We start from the raw sequence: 18771 nt of genomic DNA, 5'->3' as shown, positions 1-18771 counted from the left end.
GCTCTTAGAACTCCACCTTCTGGTCGCGGCGGCGGATGACCGTCACCTCGTCGCGCTGGTTGCCGGTCGGGCCGAGGTAGTTGAAGGCCCAGGTGAGCTGGGCGTAACCGCCGATGAGGTGGGTGGGCTTGAGCATCACCCGGGTCAGGGAGTTGTGGATGCCGCCGCGGCGGCCGGTCTTCTCCGTCTTGGGGACGCCGACCGTGCGCTCCTGCGCGTGGTTCATGTAGACCGTGCCGGGCGGCATCTTGTGGGAGACGATCGCGCGGGCGGTGATCACGCCGTTGCGGTTGACCGCCTCGATCCAGTCGTTGTCCGCGACCCCGATCGCGTCGGCGTCCTGCGGGGACATCCACACCGTCTGGCCGCCGCGGCCCAGCGTCATCATGTAGAGGTTGTCCTGGTACTGGCTGTGGATCGCCCACTTGTTGTGCGGGGTCAGGTACCGGACGGCCACCGACTTCGCCTTCTCGTCGACCGTGCCGAGCTCGGGCTCCCCGTACAGGGTGTGCATGTTCAGCGGCGGCTTGTAGACGGGGAGGGACTCCCCGACCTCGTGCAGCCAGTCGTGGTCGATGAAGAAGTGCTGACGGCCGGTGAGGGTGTGCCAGGGCTTGAGGTGCTCGGTGTTGATCGTGAAGGCCGTGTACCGGCGCCCGCCGGACTCGGAGCCCGACCACTCGGGCGAGGTGATCACCGGGACCGGGCGGGCCTGGGTGTCGGCGAAGGTGATCCGCTTGCCCTCGGCCTCGGCGGCCAGGTGCGCCATCGGGGTGCCGACCTTCTTCTCCAGCGTCTCGAACCCCTGCGTGGCCAGGCGGCCGTTGCTGGTGCCGGACAGGGAGAGGATCGCCTCGCAGGCCTGCTGCGCGGTCTCCAGGCGCGGGCGGCCGTCGGCGACGCCGCCGCGGACCGTGCCGTTCTTCGCGCCCAGGTAGGCGACCTCCTCGGCCACGTCGCAGGTGACCGCCTTGGTGGTCACGCCCAGCTTGTCGACGAGCGGGCCGAGCGCGGCGAACTTGCTCCCGACCGCCCCGTAGTCCCGCTCCACGACCGCCAGGTTGTACATGGTCCGGCCCGGTACGGGCTCGCACTCGCCCTTCGACCAGTCCAGCGCGACCCCGCCGGGCTGCGCCATCTCACCGCCCGGGGTGTCGTGCTGGAGGGCGGTGGCGACCAGGTCCTTGCGCACGCCCAGGTGGGTCTTGGCCAGCTCGCCGAAGCGCTCGGCCAGTCCCAGATACGCGTCGTAGTCCGAGCGCGCCTGCCACGGCGGGTCCACGGCCGGGGTGAAGGCGTGCAGGAAGGGGTGCATGTCCGTGGAGGACAGGTCGTGCTTCTCGTACCAGGTGGCCGCCGGGAACACCACGTCGGACAGCAGCGTCGTGGACGTCATCCGGAAGTCCATGGACATGAGCAGGTCGAGCTTGCCCTCCACGTCCTCCTCCCGGTACGTCACGTCCTTCGGCGTGCAGCGCGGCCCGTCCTCGGGCAGGTTGGAGTGGGTGCCCAGCAGGTGCTTGAGGAAGTACTCGTTGCCCTTGGAGCTGGAGCCCAGCAGGTTGGCCCGCCATACGTTCAGCACGCGCGGCCAGTTGCCCGGGGCGTCCGGGTCCTCGCCGGCGAAGCCGAGCTCGCCGCTCTTGAGCTGCCGGACGGTCTCCGCGACCGGGTCCTCGGCCTCGCCGAGCTCCAGCGGGTTGCGGTCGAAGGTCGGGTACGAGGGCATCCAGCCCATCCGGGTGCTCGCCGCCAGGCAGTCCGAGCCCGTCATGCCCTCGAAGGCGCCCTTGGCCAGCGGGGAGGCCAGCGCCTCGGCCGGCAGGGTGTCGTAGCGCCACTGGTCGGTGTGCAGGTAGAACCAGGCCGCGCCGATCATCTGGCGCGGCGGGCGCGACCAGTCGGAGGCGGCGGCCAGCGTCGCCCAGCCCGTGACGGGGCGGCACTTCTCCTGGCCGACGTAGTGGCCCCAGCCGCCGCCGTTGCGGCCCTGGCAGCCGGTGAGGGTGAGCAGCGCGAGGAAGGAGCGGTAGATGGTCTCGGAGTGGAACCAGTGGTTGGTGCCCGCGCCCATCAGGATCATGCAGCGGCCCTTGGACTGCTCGGCCGTCTGCGCGAACTCCCGCGCCACGCGCGCCGCCTGGGCCGCCGGGACCGAGGTCAGCGACTCCTGCCAGCCGGGGGTGCCCGGGGCGCTCGCGTCCTCGTAGCCGGTGGGCCACACGCCGGGCAGGCCCTCGCGGCCGACCCCGTACTGGGCGAGCATCAGGTCGAAGACGGTGGTGACGAGCTTGCCGCCGAGCCGCCGCACGGGCACGCCGCGGCGGATCGTGCCGCGCGGCTTGCCGTCCTGGTCCACGCCCTGCTCGTCGTCCTCGAAGCGGGGGAGGACGATCTCCACGTTCTCGTCGGCGGTGCCGTGGAGGGTCAGGCGCGGGACGGTGTCGCCGAGTTCGAGGTTCCACTCGGGCTTCTCGTTCTTGCCCCAGCGGTGACCGAGGGTGCCGTTCGGGACGACGACCTCGCCGGTCGTGTCGTCGATCAGGACGGTCTTCCACTGGGCGTTCTCGCCCGCGTCCGGGAGATCCGTCCGGCCGAGATCGGCGGCGGTGACGAACTTCCCCGGAACCAACCCCTGTTCGGTCTCGGTGAGGGAAACCAGGAAGGGCAGGTCCGTGTACTGGCGGACGTAATCCGTGAAGAAGGGGGTCTGCTTGTCGACGAAGAATTCCTTGAGGATGACGTGGCCCATCGCGAGGGCCAGCGCACCGTCCGTACCGGGGTGCGGGTGCATCCATTCGTCGGCGAATTTGGTGTTGTCCGCGTAGTCCGGGGAAACGGTGACGACCTTCTGGCCGCGATAGCGGGCCTCGGCCATCCAGTGGGCGTCCGGGGTGCGCGTGACGGGGACGTTCGAGCCCCACATCATCAGGTACGCGGCGTCCCACCAGTCACCCGACTCCGGGACGTCCGTCTGGTCCCCGAACACCTGCGGGGAGGCGACCGGGAGATCGGCGTACCAGTCGTAGAAGGACAGCATCGGCGCGCCGATGAGCGAGTGGAAACGGGCACCGGCCGCGTGCGAGGCCATCGACATCGCCGGGATCGGCGAGAAACCGGCGACCCGGTCCGGGCCGTGCTCCTTGATGGTGTGCACGTGCGCGGCGGCGACGATCTCCGTCGCCTCCTCCCACGTCGCCCGCACCAGCCCGCCCTTGCCGCGCGCCTGCTGGTACGTACGCCGGCGAACCGGGTCGGACTGGACGTCGGCCCAGGCCTCGACCGGGTCGCCGAGGCGCGCCTTGGCCTCGCGGTACATCTCCAGCAGGGCGCCGCGCACGTACGGGTAGCGCACCCGGGTGGGGGAGTAGGAGTACCAGGAGAACGAGGCGCCGCGCGGGCAGCCGCGGGGCTCGTACTCGGGGCTGTCGGGACCCACGGAGGGGTAGTCGGTGGACTGGGTCTCCCAGGTGATGATCCCGTCCTTGACGTAGACCTTCCACCGGCAGGAGCCGGTGCAGTTCACGCCGTGGGTGGAGTACACGACCTTGTCGTGGCTCCACCGGTCGCGGTAGAAGGCCTCCGCGGCGCGGCCGCCGGTGTGGTGCACGGTCCGCAGGTCGTCCGAGACCTCCGCAGTCCTGAAGAAGCTGCCCGCCTTGATCAGCGATTCGGCGGCGTCCTGGTGCCGGTCGCGTCCATCGCGTTCGTGGCGCTCGTTCAAGGCGACCCTCCAGGCCGGAAATAAAAGGCGGTGCGCGGGCCCGGACAAGAGGACCCAGACACGACGCTACGCCCGGCGCGGAGGCGAATCCGATGACAAAGGTCCCGTACGGGCGTGACCTAATTCCGGTCTTTCACAGGTCGAGTGGATGCCACGCTGGAAAGGTCCAACTCCTTTGCGCGGCCGGAAAATTACGAGCTCGCATACCAATTACCGAAAGGAAGGCTGGGGAGCGTGCCGCCGAAGAAGGCCTCCTGGATCCCGGACCAGCACGGGGCGTGGGCGATGCTCACGGTGCCCTTCCTCGCGGGTACGTTCCTGGCGCCCCGGCCCTGCCGGCAGCACGCCCTGCTCCTCGCGGCCTGGCTCCTCGGCTACGCCGCCGTCTTCCACGCCCAGCAGTGGCTGCGCCTGCGCCGGGTCGCCGCCCGCCGCCCGGCCGTGGCCCGGCGCCGCGTCCGCCCGGCGCTCGTCCTCGGCGCGGCGACGGCCCTCGCGGGGATCCCGCTCGCGGCGCTCCACCCCTGGCTGCTGCTCGCGGGCGCCGCGGCGGCGCCCTTCGTGGTGGTGAACTCCTGGTTCGCGCGGAACAACCGCGAGCGGGCCCTGGCCAACGGACTGGTCGCGGTGGTCCCGGCGTGCGGGATGCTCCTGGTGGCGGCGCGGCTGGGCGGCGGCGGTCTCCCCTGGGCACCGGCCGCCGCCTGCCTGCTGTACTTCGCGGGCACGGTCCCGTACGTGAAGACCATGATCAGGGAGCGGAACTCCCGTACGTACTACCGAGGTTCGGTGACCTACCACGCGGCGGCCACCCTCCTGGCGGCCTGCCTCTCCCCATGGCTGGCCCTCCCCTTCGCGGCCTACCTGACCCGGGCGATCGTCCTCCCGGGACGCGGCCTCAAGGTGGCGGCGGTCGGCGCGGTCGAGATCGCCGGCTCGGCGGCGCTGCTGGCTTCGCTGCTGCTGGTGTTCTGAGGGACCGCGGACCGCCCTTCAGAGAGGAGACGGGGTCAGAGGGGAGCGGGTCAGAGGGGCAGTGAGCGGAATTCGTCCAGGACGGTGAAGCCGGTGGCTTCGTACAGGCTCATGGCCACCTCGTTGCCGCCGAAGACGTTGAACATCATGGCCTCGTCGCCGCCCTGCCGGGCCGCCCACTCGCCGACGGCCATCGCGGCCCGGCCGTAGCCCTTGCCGCGGTGCTCCTCGTACACCTCCAGCGAGAAGCCGAAGGTGACGCCCGGCAGGAAGCCGTGGTTCACCCAGCCCGTGCCGATCACCTGCCCGTCTGCCTCCATCGCGTAGAAGGCGTGCCCGGGGGTGCGGTAGCCCTGGGGGAGGTGGCGGGCGAAGTCCTCGTCGGACTTGGTCTTGGCCTGCTCCGGGGTCAGGGCTCCGGCCCGGACGATGTCCGCGACGTACGCGGCCTCCTCGCCCGCGTACCAGCCGGGGTACTCCTCCTCGGTGAGCGGGCGGACGCCGAGGCCCGGCGGCAGCTCCGGCCGCTCGGCGGCGGCGCGCATCCGGTTCTGGCCCCGTACGGGGTAGTCGGCGAAGACCGCGTGCGCGTCGTCGGCGGCGCCCGTGAGGCGGACCTCCACCCGGCCGGCGCCCCGCTCGGCGCACCAGCGCTCGGCCCACTCCCGGGCCGCCGCCGCGGCCGGCCCCGGCCCCGCCGTCAGGTCGTGGATCCGGCCCACGGCGGCCCCGTTGTCCTCCGACACCCCGACCGCGATCCATCCGGCGCCGTCCGTGGCCACCGTCCAGCCGTCGACGCCCTTCAGCGCCCGCTCCAGCAGGGCCCGCGCGAGGGGCTCCGAGCACCCCGCGGCCCGGTACCCGGCGAGCACCCGCTCCTCGAAGCCGTCCCGCCACTCGGCCCGGTCAGTCACGATCCGTATGTCGTTCATCCGGCCAGCCTAGGCCGGGCCTCCGACAGGGCTCCAGGGGATGTGGATCGCCAAGGGGCTCAGATCGCCAGGGGGTTCAGATCGCTTCCTTGCGCGTCAGGAAGTTGAAGGAGATCCATCCCGGCAGCACCGGCAGCCAGAACGTCACCACGCGGAACAGCAGCACCGCCGAGAACGCCACCTGGCCGTCCAGCCCCGCCGCCACCAGACCCAGGGTCAGCGCGCCCTCCACCGCTCCGATGCCGCCCGGCGTCGGAGCGGCCGAACCCAGGGCATTGCCGGCGAGGAAGACCACCGCGATGCTCGCGTAGCTGATGTCCTCGCCGCCCCCGAAGGCGCGGATCGAGGCGTCCAGGCACATCACGAAGCAGCCCGTCAGCAGCAGCATCCCGCCGATGCCGGTCAGCAGCTTCTGCGGGCGCTGGAGCACGTCCAGCATGCGCGGTACGACGCCGGCGAACAGGGCCCGTACCCGGGTCGCCACGAACTTCCGGAGGAAGGGCACGGCCGTGACCACCAGCACCAGCACGGCCACCGTCAGCAGACCGGCGATCACCGTCCTCGACGGAGTCATCTCGGGGGTCTTCTCGGTCCCCGTCAGGTAGCCGAAGGACAGCAGCAGCAGGATGTGGCTCGCCAGTCCGAAGAGCTGCGAGGCGCCCACGCTGGCCACCGCGAGTCCGGGCCGGATGCCCGCCCTTTGGAGGAAGCGGGTGTTCAGCGCGACACCGCCGACCGCGGCCGGCGCCACCAGCTTCACGAAGGATCCGGCGACCTGGGCCAGTACGGTCCGCAGGAACGGCACCCGCTCGGGTACGAAGCCCAGCAGGCTCATCGCCGCCGCGAAGTAGGTGAGCGCCGAGAAGGCGAGCGCCACCCCGACCCAGCCCCACTGCGCGTCGCCGATGGTGGTGGCGAAGTCCACGTGCGCGATCTGGGTGACCAGGAAGTACGCGCCGAAGGCTCCCGCGATGAACGACACCAGGGTGCGCGGCCGGATCCGCTCCAGCCGGGCCGGTTCCACCGGCGCCTGCGGGCGGATCAGCAGCACCTGCTGGCGGATCTGGCTCAGCAGATCCTCCTCGCGGGCCCCGTCGAGCGCGTCGTCCAGAGCCTTCTTCTCGGCCTTCTTCTCGACCTTGTCGACGGCGGAGCGCGCCGAGGCCGAGTCGGAGTCCGCCCCGCGCGCCGCCTTCGCCGCCCGCGAGGACTCCAGTACGGCTTCCCGCTCCCGGTCCGCCCGCTCCCGCGCCAGCCTGCGCAGCGTCGCCCGCGTGGAGCGGCTCAGCGCGATCGGCTGGAGCAGCGGCAGGCAGTCCGCCACCGCGTCCGGGCCGAGCACCGAGACCGCCGAGGCGACCGAGCGCTCGGCGCCGACCCGCAGGCCGAGGGTGGTGAGCAGCTGCGCGATGTCCATGCGCAGCACGAGGTCGCCGGCCGCGATCTCGCCGCCGCGCAGGTCGGTCAGGGTGATGGTGTCCGCGGCGGGTTCACCGGCCGCGCCGCTGCCGGAACGATCCACCACGAGGGCGTCCCCGGTCAGCCGCCGGTGTGCGATCCGCCGGGACTGCAGGGCCCGTACCTGCTGCCAGGCGTTGCGGCTCAGCTCGTCGGTGATCTCCTCGTCGGCCAGCGAGTCCAGGCTCCGGCCGCCCAGGTGCTCGTAGACGAGCATCACGGCGTCCGGACCCAGCTCGGAGGTGGCGATGAGCTTGGGCGCGTTGGCTCCGGCGGCGATGGCCGCGTAGGCGAGCAGCGCCTCCTGCTCCAGCGCCTGGCGCAGGGACTGCAGACTGCGCCGGGTGGTGATCCCGCGCAGCGTGAGGCGGCGCCAGACCCGGTAGTAGAAGCCCTGGGCCTGCTGCTCCCGGTCCACGACGGTGACGTCGAGCGGCGGACCGTCCTCCAGGGTGACGTGGTAACGCCGCCCGCGGTCGCTGACCTCGGTGCTGTCGCCGCCCTCCGGGGACTCGGCGCGCATCGCGCTGACCGGCTGGAAGCCGACCCGGCGCAGGCCGGCGAGGAGGTTCTGCCCGGTGGGGCGGACGTTCGGCGAGCCGACCGCGTACAGGGTTCCGTACGCGACGCTCCAGCCGATCAGCACGGTCAGGATGATCGAGAAGGGCGTGGTGTAGCCGCCGACCAGCATCGCGAAGGCGTCCAGCAGCAGGACCACCCACAGCGCGACGCGCCAGCGCGGGCGCCGGGTCATCCCGACGGCGGTCATGTACGCGATCACGGGCGCGAGGTAGCCGTGCACCGGATCGGTGAGGGCCCCGCCGGCCCCGGTGGGACGGGTCAGGGCTTCCTGGATGGTCTCGGGGGCGCCCTGGGAGACCCACAGGTCGGTGGCGAGGGTCACGCCGTGCGCGAGGACGGCGGCGAGCACGCCGTCGGCGATGCGCAGTCCGTCGCGTTTGATCAGCCGCTCGATGGCGAAGGCCACGGGGACGAGGAGCACGGCGATGCTCGACACCAGCCCGGCGACCTTGATCAGTAGGTCGGGCGCCTGCCCGGTGCCGTTGCTGATGTCGGCTTCCAGACCCGCGGTGGTGCCGTGGGCGAAGGCGGCGATGGCGAGGACGACGGCGATGCCGAGGACCCCGACGAGGAGGCGGACCAGGTCCGAGGGGCGGTGCACGCGGGCGGCGAGCAGCGGCTCGTCGACCTCGACCTGGTCGGCGGCCGTGGGGGTGTGGCCGTGCGGGGTCTCGATGTCGTGGGAGGTTGGGGCCTCTGGGGTCGGGGCCTCCGGGGCCGGGGCCTCCGGGGTCGGCTTCCGAAGCGGGGGCGGAGCCGGCGGCAGGTCCGCGTGCGGGTCCGCGTGCAAGCCCGCGTGCGGGTCCGCGTGCAAGCCCGCGTGCGGGTCCGCGAGCAAGTCCGCGTCCGCGTCCGCGTGCGTGTCCTCGCGACCCGGTGTCGGGCCTTCGTCTGGGCGCGCGCCGTCGTCCGTCGCCGCGCCGTCCGGAGGACTCACACCCTGCTCCCTTCCCGTCACTTCCGTCTCTTCTTGATCACGTATCACGCGTCACCGCCCGGAAGATGGTGGCACGGACCGACGGCCGTGGGGGGCAGCAGGGTGCGAGCCGGTCCGGAACCCGGGCTTCCACGCGCTTGCCGCTCCCTCGTCGCTCCGGTGCGGCACCATGGGCCGAATGAGCGAAGAGCTGCCGGCGTACGCGGAGCGGGTGCTGGAGGCGGCCGAGCGGATTCCGCCCGGCCGGGTGATGACCTACGGCGACATCGCGGAGTGGCTCGGCGAGGGCGGACCGCGCCAAGTGGGCCGCGTCATGGCGTTGTACGGGGGAGCGGTGCCCTGGTGGCGCGTGGTGCGGGCGGACGGCCGTCCGCTGCCCGGCAGCGAGCGCAGGGCGCTGGAGAACTACCGGGCCGAGGCCACCCCGCTGCGGCTCACCGGCGACGGCGAACCGCGGCTCGACATGCGGCGGGCGCGCTGGGACGGCGGCGCCGGGCGGGATGAAGGTCACATGTGACAGCTTCGGCCATGCGAGGCCCGGAGGGGTGGTCGAAGAGACGTGCGAAGCCCCGTAAGGGGGACGCGCGGGACCGGATGGCAGTGAGGGCGGGAGGGCGGACGGGAGTACGGACGGGGGCCGGGACGGGAGTCCCGGGGAAACTGCGCCCGCCGCGCGCCGTGCCGTAGCGTTGCCCCTTCGACTCCGACTCGCGCCTCGGCCACCGCCCGGGACGTCACCCCAGGAGCGGCAGCAGCAACCGCTGCGGCAGCGACCGCCGCAACGGCAGACCCACCAGGACCGGCACCCCACGTGAACACCTCTTCCTCCGACGGCCACCGCTCCGAGCGGCGGCGTACGCGGAACCCGGACGCGTACCGCCTGGTGCGTACCGGTGCGGAGCGGGTGGATCCCCCTGTGCTGGACGCAGCGCAGCGGGCGGTGGTTGAGCACACCGGCGGACCGCTGCTGGTCCTGGCCGGACCGGGCACCGGGAAGACGACCACGCTGGTCGAGGCGGTCGCGGCCCGCGTGGAGTCCGGGGCCGACCCCGCGCGCATCCTGATCCTCACCTTCAGCCGCAAGGCCGCGGTGGAACTGCGCGACCGGACCGCCCTGCGGCTCGGCGGCGCGCGCGCCCCGCAGGCCACCACCTTCCACTCCTTCTGCTACGGACTGGTCCGGGCGCACCAGGACGCGGAACTCTTCGCGGACCCGCTGCGACTGCTCTCCGGCCCGGAGCAGGACGTCATGGTCCGCACCCTCCTCGAAGGCCAGCGCCGGCTCCGCTCGATCCGCTGGCCGGACGACCTGCGGGCCGCACTGACCACGCGCGGCTTCGCGGACGAGGTCCGCGCGGTGCTCGCCCGCGCCCGCGAGCTGGGCCTGGGCCCGCGGGCCCTCTCCGACTTCGCGACCCGCCTCGGCCGGCCGGACTGGAAGGCGGCGGCGGCCTTCCTCGCCGAGTACCTGGACGTACTGGACCTCCAGGGCACCCTGGACTACGCGGAACTGCTCCACCGCGCCGTCCTCCTGGCGGAACGCACCCCCTCGCTCTCCTCCCTGTACGACGTGATCTACGTGGACGAGTACCAGGACACCGACGCCTCGCAGCTGCGCCTGCTGCGCGCACTGGCGGGTCCCGGCGGCCGGCTGACCGCCTTCGGCGACCCCGACCAGTCGATCTACGCCTTCCGCGGCGCGGACATCAACAACATCCTGGACTTCGAGACCTCCTTCCCGGGAGCCGAGGTCCGCGCCCTCACCACCTCCCGCCGCTCGTCCTCGGTCCTCCTCGCCGCCACCCGCCACCTGACGACCCGCATGCCGTTGCCGCGCCTGCCCTCGGCGGCCGTACGGGCCCACCGCGCGCTCGCGTCGACCCGCGAGGGCGGCCGGGTCGAGGTGTTCACCTACCCCACGGCCGGCGCGGAACTGGACAACATCGCCGACGTCCTGCGCCGGGCCCACCTGGAGGAGGGCGTGCCGTGGCAGGACATGGCCGTCCTGGTCCGCGCGGGCGGCCGCACCCTGCCGCAGATGCGCCGCGCCCTGATCGCGGCGGGAGTCCCGGCCGAAACCGACGGCACGGACTCCCCCCTCCGCCACGAGCCGGCCATATCCCCCCTCCTGACGGCCCTCCGCACCCTCGCGGAATCCACCACGACACCCCCCGCCGAGTCCGGCCCCGAGCGGTCCACCCCCGAGCCCGAGGCCGCCACCGAGCCTGGCCCCGAGCCCGAGCCCGAGCCCGAGCCCGCCCCCGAGTCCGTACCCGGCTCCGCCGGCGACCCGGCCGTGGCCGGCGGCGAGCTGCCCGGCCCCGAGTCCGTGCCCGCCCCCGAGTCCGGCCCCGCCCCCGAGTCCGTACCCGGCTCCGCCGGCGACCCGGCCGTGGCCGGCGGCGAGCTGCCCGGCCCCGAGTCCGTGCCCGCCCCCGAGTCCGGCCCCGCCCCCGAGCCCGTACCCGGCTCCGCCGGCGACCCGGCCGTGGCCGGCGGCGAGCTGCCCGGCCCGGTCCGCATCGCCGGGGTGCAGGGCCCGCTCCCCGACGGGGTCGGGGCCGCTCCCGGCGACGGGCGCGGGTTCGGCCGCCAGGACGGGGCGGGTGGGCGGGAAACCTCTCCCGCCGCCGAAGCCGGCACCGGTCTGTCCGGCTCCGCCGGTGCCCCGGTCGCGGCACCGGCCGGGCTGTCCGACGGAGTCGGGGACGGGTCCGGCACCGCGGGCGCCGGGGCGGGCGAGCCTGCCCGCGAGGACGCCTCATCCGCCGCCGAAACCGGCACCGACCGGTCCGGCGCGGAGCCCGTGCCCGGTCCCGACGCGCCCGCCGCAGGCGAAGGGTGGATCGGGGTCGAGGCCGCCCTCGTGCTGCTGTCCTCGCCGCTCGGCGGGATGGACGCCGCGGACCTGCGCCGCCTCGGCCGCGCCCTGCGCGACGAGGAGCGGGCCGCCGGGGTCAAGACGCCCGCGCCCTCCGACGTGCTCCTCGCCAGAGCCCTCGCGGAGCCCGAGCGGCTCGTCGCCCACGACCCCGCCTACGCCCGCGGAGCGCAACGCCTCGGCCTGCTGCTGCGCAAGGCCCGCGAGCTCCTCGCCGGCGGCGGCACCGCCGAGGAGGTCCTGTGGACCCTCTGGGACGGCACCCCCTGGCCGCAGCGCCTCGAACGCGGCGCCCGCCGCGGCGGCCCCGCCGGCCGCAACGCCGACCGCGACCTCGACGCCGTCTGCGCGCTCTTCGACACCGCCGCCCGCGCGGAGGACCGTACCGGCGGCCGAGGCGCGCTCAACTTCCTCGAACAGCTCGAAGCCGAGGACATCGCCGGAGACACCCTCACCCCCCGCGCCGTCCGCCGCGAAGCCGTCCGCCTCATGACCGCGCACCGCTCCAAGGGCCTGGAGTGGGGACTCGTCGTCGTCGCGGGCGTCCAGGAAGGGCTCTGGCCCGACCTGCGCCGCCGCGGCTCCCTCCTCGAAGCCGACCGCATCGGCCGCGACGGCCTCGCCGAGCCCCTCACCCCCGGCGCGCTCCTCGCCGAGGAGCGCCGCCTCTTCTACGTCGCCGCCACCCGCGCCCGCGACCGCCTCGTCGTCACCGCAGTCAAGGCCCCCGCCGAGGACGGCGACCAGCCCTCCCGCCTCCTCACCGAGCTCGGCGTCCCCGTCAAGGACGTCACCGGCCGCCCCCGCCGCCCCCTCGCGGTGCCCGCGCTCGTCGCGGAACTCCGCGCCACCACCGTCGACCCCGACGCCTCGCCCGCCCTGCGCGACGCCGCCGCCCGCCGCCTCGCCCGGCTCGCCGTGCTCACCGACGACGAGGACCGCCCGCTCGTCCCCGCAGCGCACCCACAGCGCTGGTGGGGGCTGTACGAGCCCACCCGCAGCAGCGTCCCGCTCCGCGACCGCGACCACCCCGTCGCCCTGTCCGGCTCCGCCCTGGAGCAGCTCGCCAACACCTGCTCCCTCCAGTGGTTCCTGGGCCGCGAGGTCAAGGCCGACGCCCCCTCCACGGCAGCCCAGGGCTTCGGCAACGTCGTCCACGTCCTCGCCGACGAGGTCGCCTCCGGCCGTACCCCCGCCGACCTCGCCGTCCTCATGGAACGCCTCGACTCGGTGTGGGACTCGCTCGCCTTCGACGCCCCCTGGAAGTCCCGCCAGGAGAAGGACAACGCCCGCGCCGCCCTGGAGCGCTTCCTGCGCTGGCACACCACCGACCGCGGGGGCCGGGCGGCCGTGGCCACCGAGCACGACTTCGACGTCACCCTCGAAGCGGGGGAGTACGCCGTCCGGGTCCGCGGCTCCATGGACCGCGTCGAGGCCGACGCACAGGGCCGCGCGTACGTCGTCGACTTCAAGACCGGCAAGGCCGCGCCGACCGCCAAGGAGGTCGAACGCCACCCGCAGCTCGCCGTGTACCAGCTCGCCGTGCGCGAGGGCGCCGTCGACGAGGTCTTCGACGGCCTGCGCCCCGCACCCGGCGGCGCCGAACTCGTGCAGCTGCGCCAGGGCGCCGCCCAGCGCGACGGCGGCGACACGGTGCCCAAGATCCAGGCGCAGCGGGCCCTGGAGGGCGGCGCCCCCGGCGAATGGGTCGGCGACCTGCTCGCCACCGCGGCCGGCCGGGTCCTCGACGAACGCTTCGCACCCGCCCTCGGCAAGCACTGCGACCACTGCTCCTTCCGCGCCTCGTGCAGCGCCCGCCCGGAGGGCCGCCAGACGGTGGAGTAGCCCGCCGGGCGCATGCCGATCCGCCCCGCGGGGACGGCCCGCCCCGCACGGTCCGTGCCCCCACCAGCGCCCCCGACCGGGGCCCGCGCGGCGGGGACTGTCGGTGCGGGCGGCTAGCCTTTTCAGGTGTCCGCGCGTCCGTCCGTCCCGCCGCCCTCCCCGCCCGCTCCGCCCGCACAAGCGCCGCAGGCACCGGCACCGGCCCTCACCGATCCCGAGCAGCTCAAGGAGCTCCTGGGGATCCCCTTCACGCCCGAACAGATGGCCTGCGTCACCGCCCCGCCCGCCCCGCAGGTCATCGTGGCCGGCGCCGGATCCGGCAAGACCACCGTCATGGCCGCCCGCGTGGTCTGGCTGGTCGGCACCGGCGCGGTCGCACCCGAGCAGGTCCTCGGCCTGACCTTCACCAACAAGGCCGCCGGCGAGCTCGCCGAGCGGGTACGGACCGCCCTCGCGCGCGCCGGGATCACCGATCCGGACCCCTCCCCGGCCGAGACCGGCTCCGCGGGCGGCGAACCGCGGATCTCCACGTACCACGCCTTCGCCGGGCAGCTCCTCAAGGACCACGGCCTGCGCATCGGCCTGGAGCCCAGCGCCCGGCTGCTCGCCGACGCCACCCGCTTCCAGCTCGCCGCCCGCGTGCTCCGCGAGGCCCCGGGCCCGTACCCCTCCCTCACCAAATCCGTTCCCGACCTGGTCAGCGACCTGCTCGCGCTCGACGGGGAGCTTTCCGAGCACCTCGTACCGCCGGAGCGGCTGCGCGCGTACGACACGGAGCTCCTCTCCGCCCTCGCCGACGTCAAGCTCAGCAACGAGGACCTGCGCAAGGTCCCCGAGGCGGTCCGCGGCCGCCTGGAGCTCCTGGAGCTGGTCTCCCGCTACCGCGCCGCCAAACACTCCCGCGACCTGCTCGACTTCGGCGACCAGATAGCCCTCTCCGCACGGCTCGCCACGACCCGGCCCGAGGTCGGCGCCCTGCTGCGCGAGGAGTTCCGCGTCGTCCTGCTCGACGAGTACCAGGACACCTCGGTCGCGCAGCGGCTCCTGCTGTCCGGGCTGTTCGGCGCGGGCACCGGGCACGCGGTGACCGCCGTCGGGGACCCCTGCCAGGCCATCTACGGCTGGCGCGGCGCCTCCGTGGCCAACCTCGACGACTTCCCCGAGCACTTCCCGTACGCCGACGGCAGCCCCGCCACCCGGTTCTCCCTCAGCGAGAACCGGCGCAGCGGCGGCCGCCTCCTGGACCTGGCCAACGAGCTCGCCGCCCCGCTGCGCTCCCTGCACGAGGGCGTCGAGGCCCTGCGCCCCGCTCCGGGCGCGGAGCGCGACGGCTCCGTCCGGTGCGCCCTGCTGGAGACCCACGCACAGGAGCTCGACTGGATCGGCGACTCCATCTCCCACCTGGTCCGTACGGGTACGCAGCCGCGCGACATCGCCGTACTGTGCCGCTCCGGCGGCGACTTCGCGCGGATCCAGGCGGCCCTCGTCGAGCGCGACGTCCCCGTCGAAGTCGTCGGCCTGTCCGGCCTGCTCCACCTCCCGGAGGTCGCGGACCTCGTCGCCGTCTGCGAGGTCCTCCAGGACCCGGGCGCCAACGCCGCGCTCGTCCGGCTGCTCATCGGACCGCGCTGGCGCATCGGCGCCCGCGACCTGGCCCTGCTGGGCCGCCGGGCCCGCACCCTGATCTCCCGCTCCTCCCGCTCCTCCCGCTCCTCCGACTCCTCCGACTCCCCCTCGGACGACGACCGCCTCGCGGCGGCCGTGGAGGGCGTGGACCCGGCGGAGATCGTGTCGCTGGCCGACGCCCTGGAAACCTTCCTGGACGGCGCGGGCCAGTCCGCCCCCGACCAGCTGCCCTTCTCCGCCGCGGCCCGGGTCCGCTTCGCGCACCTCGCCCAGGAACTGCGCGACCTGCGCCGTTCCCTCTCGGACCCGCTGATGGACGTCCTGCACCGGGTCCTGTCGGCGACCGGCCTCGACGTGGAGCTGGCCTCCTCCCCGCACGCGCTGGCGGCCCGCCGCCGGGAGACCCTGTCGAGCTTCATGGACGTGGCGGCCGGCTTCGCCTCCCTCGACGGCGAAGCCTCGCTCCTCGCCTTCCTGTCCTTCCTCCGCACGGCGGCCCAGTACGAGAAGGGCCTGGACCACGCCCTCCCCGGCGGCGAGAACACGGTCAAGGTCCTGACGGCCCACAAGTCCAAGGGCCTGGAGTGGGACGTGGTGGTGGTCCCCGACCTCTCCGCCGGCTCCTTCCCGAAGGAGAAGGCCCCGGAGGCCTGGACCTCGTACGCGAAGGTCCTCCCCTACGCCCTGCGCGGGGACGCGCCGACCCTCCCGCCCACCCCGGAATGGACCTCGCCGGGCCTGCGCGCCTTCAAGGCGGCCCTCAAGTCGCACAAGGCCGTCGAGGAGCTCCGCCTCGGCTACGTCACCTTCACCCGCCCGCGCTCGCTCCTCCTGGCCTCGGGCCACTGGTGGGGCCCGACCCAGAAGAAGCCGCGCGGCCCGTCCGCGTTCCTGACCGCCCTGTACGAACACTGCGCCGCGGGCAACGGCGAGATCGAAGCCTGGGCCGACACCCCGCCCCCGGACGCGGAGAACCCGTCCCTGGCCACGGACTCCACCCCGGACCACTCCTGGCCCCTCCCCCTGGACCCCACCTCCCTCACCCTCCGCCGAGCCGCCGCCGCCCTGGTCGAGTCCTACCTCCACCCACCCCGCGAGACCCCCAGGGCAGCCCCGGAGGACACCTACCTCTGGCCCCCGCACTGCGAAGACCCCGACTACGACGAGGAGCCCCCGGCCCCGTGGCCGGACCCGGCGGACGGGCCGACCGCAACCGCCGCCACCCCGCCGCAGGCCGGGCCGGGCCGCGCCGCGCCCGCCGCCGCAGGCGGCACCCCGCAGGGGGTCCGGGGCGAAGCCCCGGTTCCGGGAAGGGGCGGGGTGGGGGAAGAGGAAGCCCCCCCGACCCCCGACCCCCTGTGGCCCGAGGACACGGACCCGTCGTGGTCCACGTCCCGCCCGCGCCCCGCCGCACCCGGCGCCGCGGAGGACGACCTGTGGCCCGAGGACGCGGCCGCGCCCGGCGACGACCTGTGGCCGGAGGAAGCCGACTGGGCCGAGCCCGAGCCCGGGCCCCGCCCGCGCCCCGCGGCACCCGGCGAAGCCGTCCCGCGGCCCGGCCCCGTGGCCGTACCCGGTACCGGCCCCCTCACCCCCGAGGAGGCCAGGGCCATCGCCTCCTGGGACCGGGACCTCGACGCCCTGGAGGGCGAGCTCCGCCGTGCCCGCGCGGTCGTCCGCGACGTGGAGCTCCCGGCCGCGCTCTCCGCCAGCCAGCTGCTGCGCCTCGCCTCCGACGAGCAGGGCTTCGTACGCGACCTCGCCCGCCCCATGCCCAAGCCGCCGCAGCCCGCCGCACGCCAGGGCACCCGGTTCCACGCGTGGGTGGAGTCCCGCTTCGACGAGCTCCCGCTGCCCCACCTCGACGTCCTCGACCCCCTCACCGACCTCCCCGGAGCCGCGGCCCCGTCGGGGGACGGCTCCGCGGACGCCTCCGACCAGGACATCGCCGACGAGGCCGACCTCGACTCCCTCAAGGCGGCCTTCGAGCGGAGCCCGTACGCCGACCGGACCCCGTACCGCATGGAGGTCCCGGTCCAGCTCACCCTCGCCGGCCGGGTGATCCGCGGCCGGATCGACGCCGTCTACCGCACCGCGGAGGCGGACGGCACCGCCACCGGCTACGAGATCGTCGACTGGAAGACCGGCCGCACCACCGAGGCCGACCCCCTCCAGCTGGCCGTCTACCGCCTGGCCTGGGCGGAAGCCACGAACACCCCCCTCGCGCAGGTCACGGCCGTGTTCCTGCACGTCCGCAGCGGCCGCGTCATCCGTCCCCGCAACCTCCCCGACCGCGCCCGTCTTGAGCAGATCCTCCAAGGCAAAACGGACACGGAAAGTGACCATCGAACGGAAGGTTAGGCTCGTGGCCATGAGCGACACCCCGGCGGACAGCGTCGTCCGCACGTACATCGACACACACCGCGCCGCCTTCCTCGACGACCTCGCCGACTGGCTCCGCATCCCCTCCGTCTCGGCCCAGCCCGAGCACGCGGACGACGTACGGCGCAGCGCCGACTGGCTGGCCGCGAAGCTCAAGGAGACCGGTTTCCCGGTCACCGAGGTCTGGCAGACGGCCGGCGCCCCCGCCGTCTTCGCCGAATGGCCGAGCGAGGACCCCGCCGCCCCCACCGTCCTCGTCTACGGGCACCACGACGTGCAGCCCGCCGCCCTCGCCGACGGCTGGCACACCGACCCGTTCGAGCCGGTGATCAAGGACGGCCGGATGTACGGGCGCGGCGCCGCCGACGACAAGGGCCAGGTCTTCTTCCACACCCTCGGCGTCCGGGCCCACCTCGCCGCGACCGGCGCGTCCGCCCCCGCCGTGCACCTCAAGCTGATCGTCGAGGGCGAGGAGGAGTCCGGTTCCCCGCACTTCCGCGCCCTCGTGGAGCGCGAGGCGGCCCGCCTCGCCGCCGACGTCGTGGTCGTCTCCGACACCGGCATGTGGTCCGAGACCACCCCCACCGTCTGCACCGGCATGCGCGGCGTCGCCGACTGTGAGATCGACCTGTTCGGCCCCGACCAGGACATCCACTCGGGTGCCTTCGGCGGCGCCGTGCCGAACCCGGCCACCGTCGCCGCCCGCCTCGTCGCGGCCCTGCACGACGCGGACGAGCGGGTCACGATCCCCGGCTTCTACGACAACATCGCCGAGCTCACGGACGCGGAGCGCGAGCTGATCGCCGAGCTCCCCTTCGACGAGAGCGAGTGGCTCCGTACGGCCAAGTCGTACGCGGCCTCGGGCGAGGCCGGCTACTCCACCCTGGAGCGCGTCTGGGCCCGCCCGACCGCCGAGGTCAACGGCATCGGCGGCGGCTACCAGGGGCCCGGCGGCAAGACGATCGTGCCCGCCTCGGCGCACCTGAAGCTGTCGTTCCGCCTGGTCTCGGGGCAGGACCCGTACGAGGTCGAGACGGCCGTCACGGCCTGGGTCGCGGAGCGCGTCCCGGCCGGAATCCGGCATTCCATCACCTTCGGCGCCCCCACCCGGCCGTGCCTGACCCCGCTGGACCACCCCGCTCTGCAGTCCGTCGTACGCGCCATGAGCAGGGCCTTCGGCCAGAAGGTCCGCTTCACCCGCGAAGGCGGTTCGGGACCGGCGGCCGACCTCCAGGACGTGCTGAACGCCCCCGTCCTCTTCCTCGGGATCTCCGTACCCTCCGACGGCTGGCACTCGCCGAACGAGAAGGTCGAGCTCGACCTGCTCACCAAGGGCGTCGAGACGGCCGCCTACCTGTGGGGTGACCTGGCCGCCCACTGGAAGCCGGCGTCGGCTTGAGCACGCCCCACACGCCACCGCACACCCGTC

At 74.1% G+C, this 18771-nt stretch carries 8 protein-coding genes; 5 read left to right on the top strand and 3 right to left on the bottom strand.

What is annotated here, in order from left to right; all coding sequences use genetic code 11:
- Positions 1-4 precede the first annotated feature (4 nt).
- The gene (locus OG730_RS14740; RefSeq protein ID WP_327304670.1) at positions 5-3724 is read right to left on the bottom strand and encodes a nitrate reductase subunit alpha; all 3720 of its coding nucleotides are present in this window, start codon (positions 3722-3724) and stop codon (positions 5-7) included.
- Between the two features lie 234 nt (positions 3725-3958).
- Between OG730_RS14740 and OG730_RS14735 the strand changes: the two genes are divergently transcribed.
- Positions 3959-4699 carry a YwiC-like family protein gene (locus tag OG730_RS14735; RefSeq protein ID WP_327304669.1) on the top strand — a complete coding sequence of 247 codons (741 nt, stop codon included), beginning with the start codon at positions 3959-3961 and terminating at the stop codon, positions 4697-4699.
- A 50-nt stretch (positions 4700-4749) separates the two neighbouring features.
- Here the strand turns inward: OG730_RS14735 and OG730_RS14730 are convergent, their stop codons facing one another.
- Together OG730_RS14730 and OG730_RS14725 are read right to left on the bottom strand one after the other, a co-directional pair.
- On the bottom strand, positions 4750-5631 hold the full coding sequence (locus OG730_RS14730; RefSeq protein ID WP_327304668.1) for a GNAT family N-acetyltransferase: 882 nt from the start codon (positions 5629-5631) through the stop codon (positions 4750-4752).
- A 76-nt stretch (positions 5632-5707) separates the two neighbouring features.
- Positions 5708-8608, bottom strand: a complete 2901-nt coding sequence (locus OG730_RS14725; RefSeq protein WP_327304667.1) for a lysylphosphatidylglycerol synthase transmembrane domain-containing protein — start codon at positions 8606-8608, stop codon at positions 5708-5710.
- Positions 8609-8786: 178 nt separating this feature from the next.
- Here OG730_RS14725 and OG730_RS14720 point away from each other — a divergent pair, with 178 nt between their 5' ends.
- From OG730_RS14720 to OG730_RS14705, 4 genes are all read left to right on the top strand, one after another.
- On the top strand, positions 8787-9125 hold the full coding sequence (locus OG730_RS14720) for an MGMT family protein (protein WP_389435628.1): 339 nt from the start codon (positions 8787-8789) through the stop codon (positions 9123-9125).
- A gap of 294 nt (positions 9126-9419) precedes the next feature.
- A complete protein-coding gene (locus OG730_RS14715; RefSeq protein WP_327304665.1) occupies positions 9420-13334 on the top strand; it encodes a UvrD-helicase domain-containing protein in 3915 nt (1304 codons plus the stop codon).
- A gap of 234 nt (positions 13335-13568) precedes the next feature.
- Positions 13569-17321 carry an ATP-dependent helicase gene (locus tag OG730_RS14710; RefSeq protein ID WP_327309267.1) on the top strand — a complete coding sequence of 1251 codons (3753 nt, stop codon included), beginning with the start codon at positions 13569-13571 and terminating at the stop codon, positions 17319-17321.
- A gap of 10 nt (positions 17322-17331) precedes the next feature.
- Positions 17332-18741, top strand: a complete 1410-nt coding sequence (locus tag OG730_RS14705; RefSeq protein ID WP_327304664.1) for a dipeptidase — start codon at positions 17332-17334, stop codon at positions 18739-18741.
- The last annotated feature ends 30 nt before the right edge of the window (positions 18742-18771 follow it).

The organism is Streptomyces sp. NBC_01298 (genome assembly GCF_035978755.1).
Classification (GTDB): Bacteria; Actinomycetota; Actinomycetes; order Streptomycetales; family Streptomycetaceae; genus Streptomyces.
The sequence above is the reverse complement of the archived record's forward strand: the minus strand, read 5'-3'. Positions and strand labels throughout refer to the sequence as shown.

Bases quoted from the DNA above. Each gene is read 5' to 3' on its own strand.
- OG730_RS14730 (WP_327304668.1), bottom strand. From the start codon at position 5,631: ATGAACGACATACGGATCGTGACTGACCGGGCCGAGTGGCGGGACGGC.
- OG730_RS14720 (WP_389435628.1), top strand. From the start codon at position 8,787: ATGAGCGAAGAGCTGCCGGCGTACGCGGAGCGGGTGCTGGAGGCGGCC.
- OG730_RS14705 (WP_327304664.1), top strand. From the start codon at position 17,332: ATGAGCGACACCCCGGCGGACAGCGTCGTCCGCACGTACATCGACACA.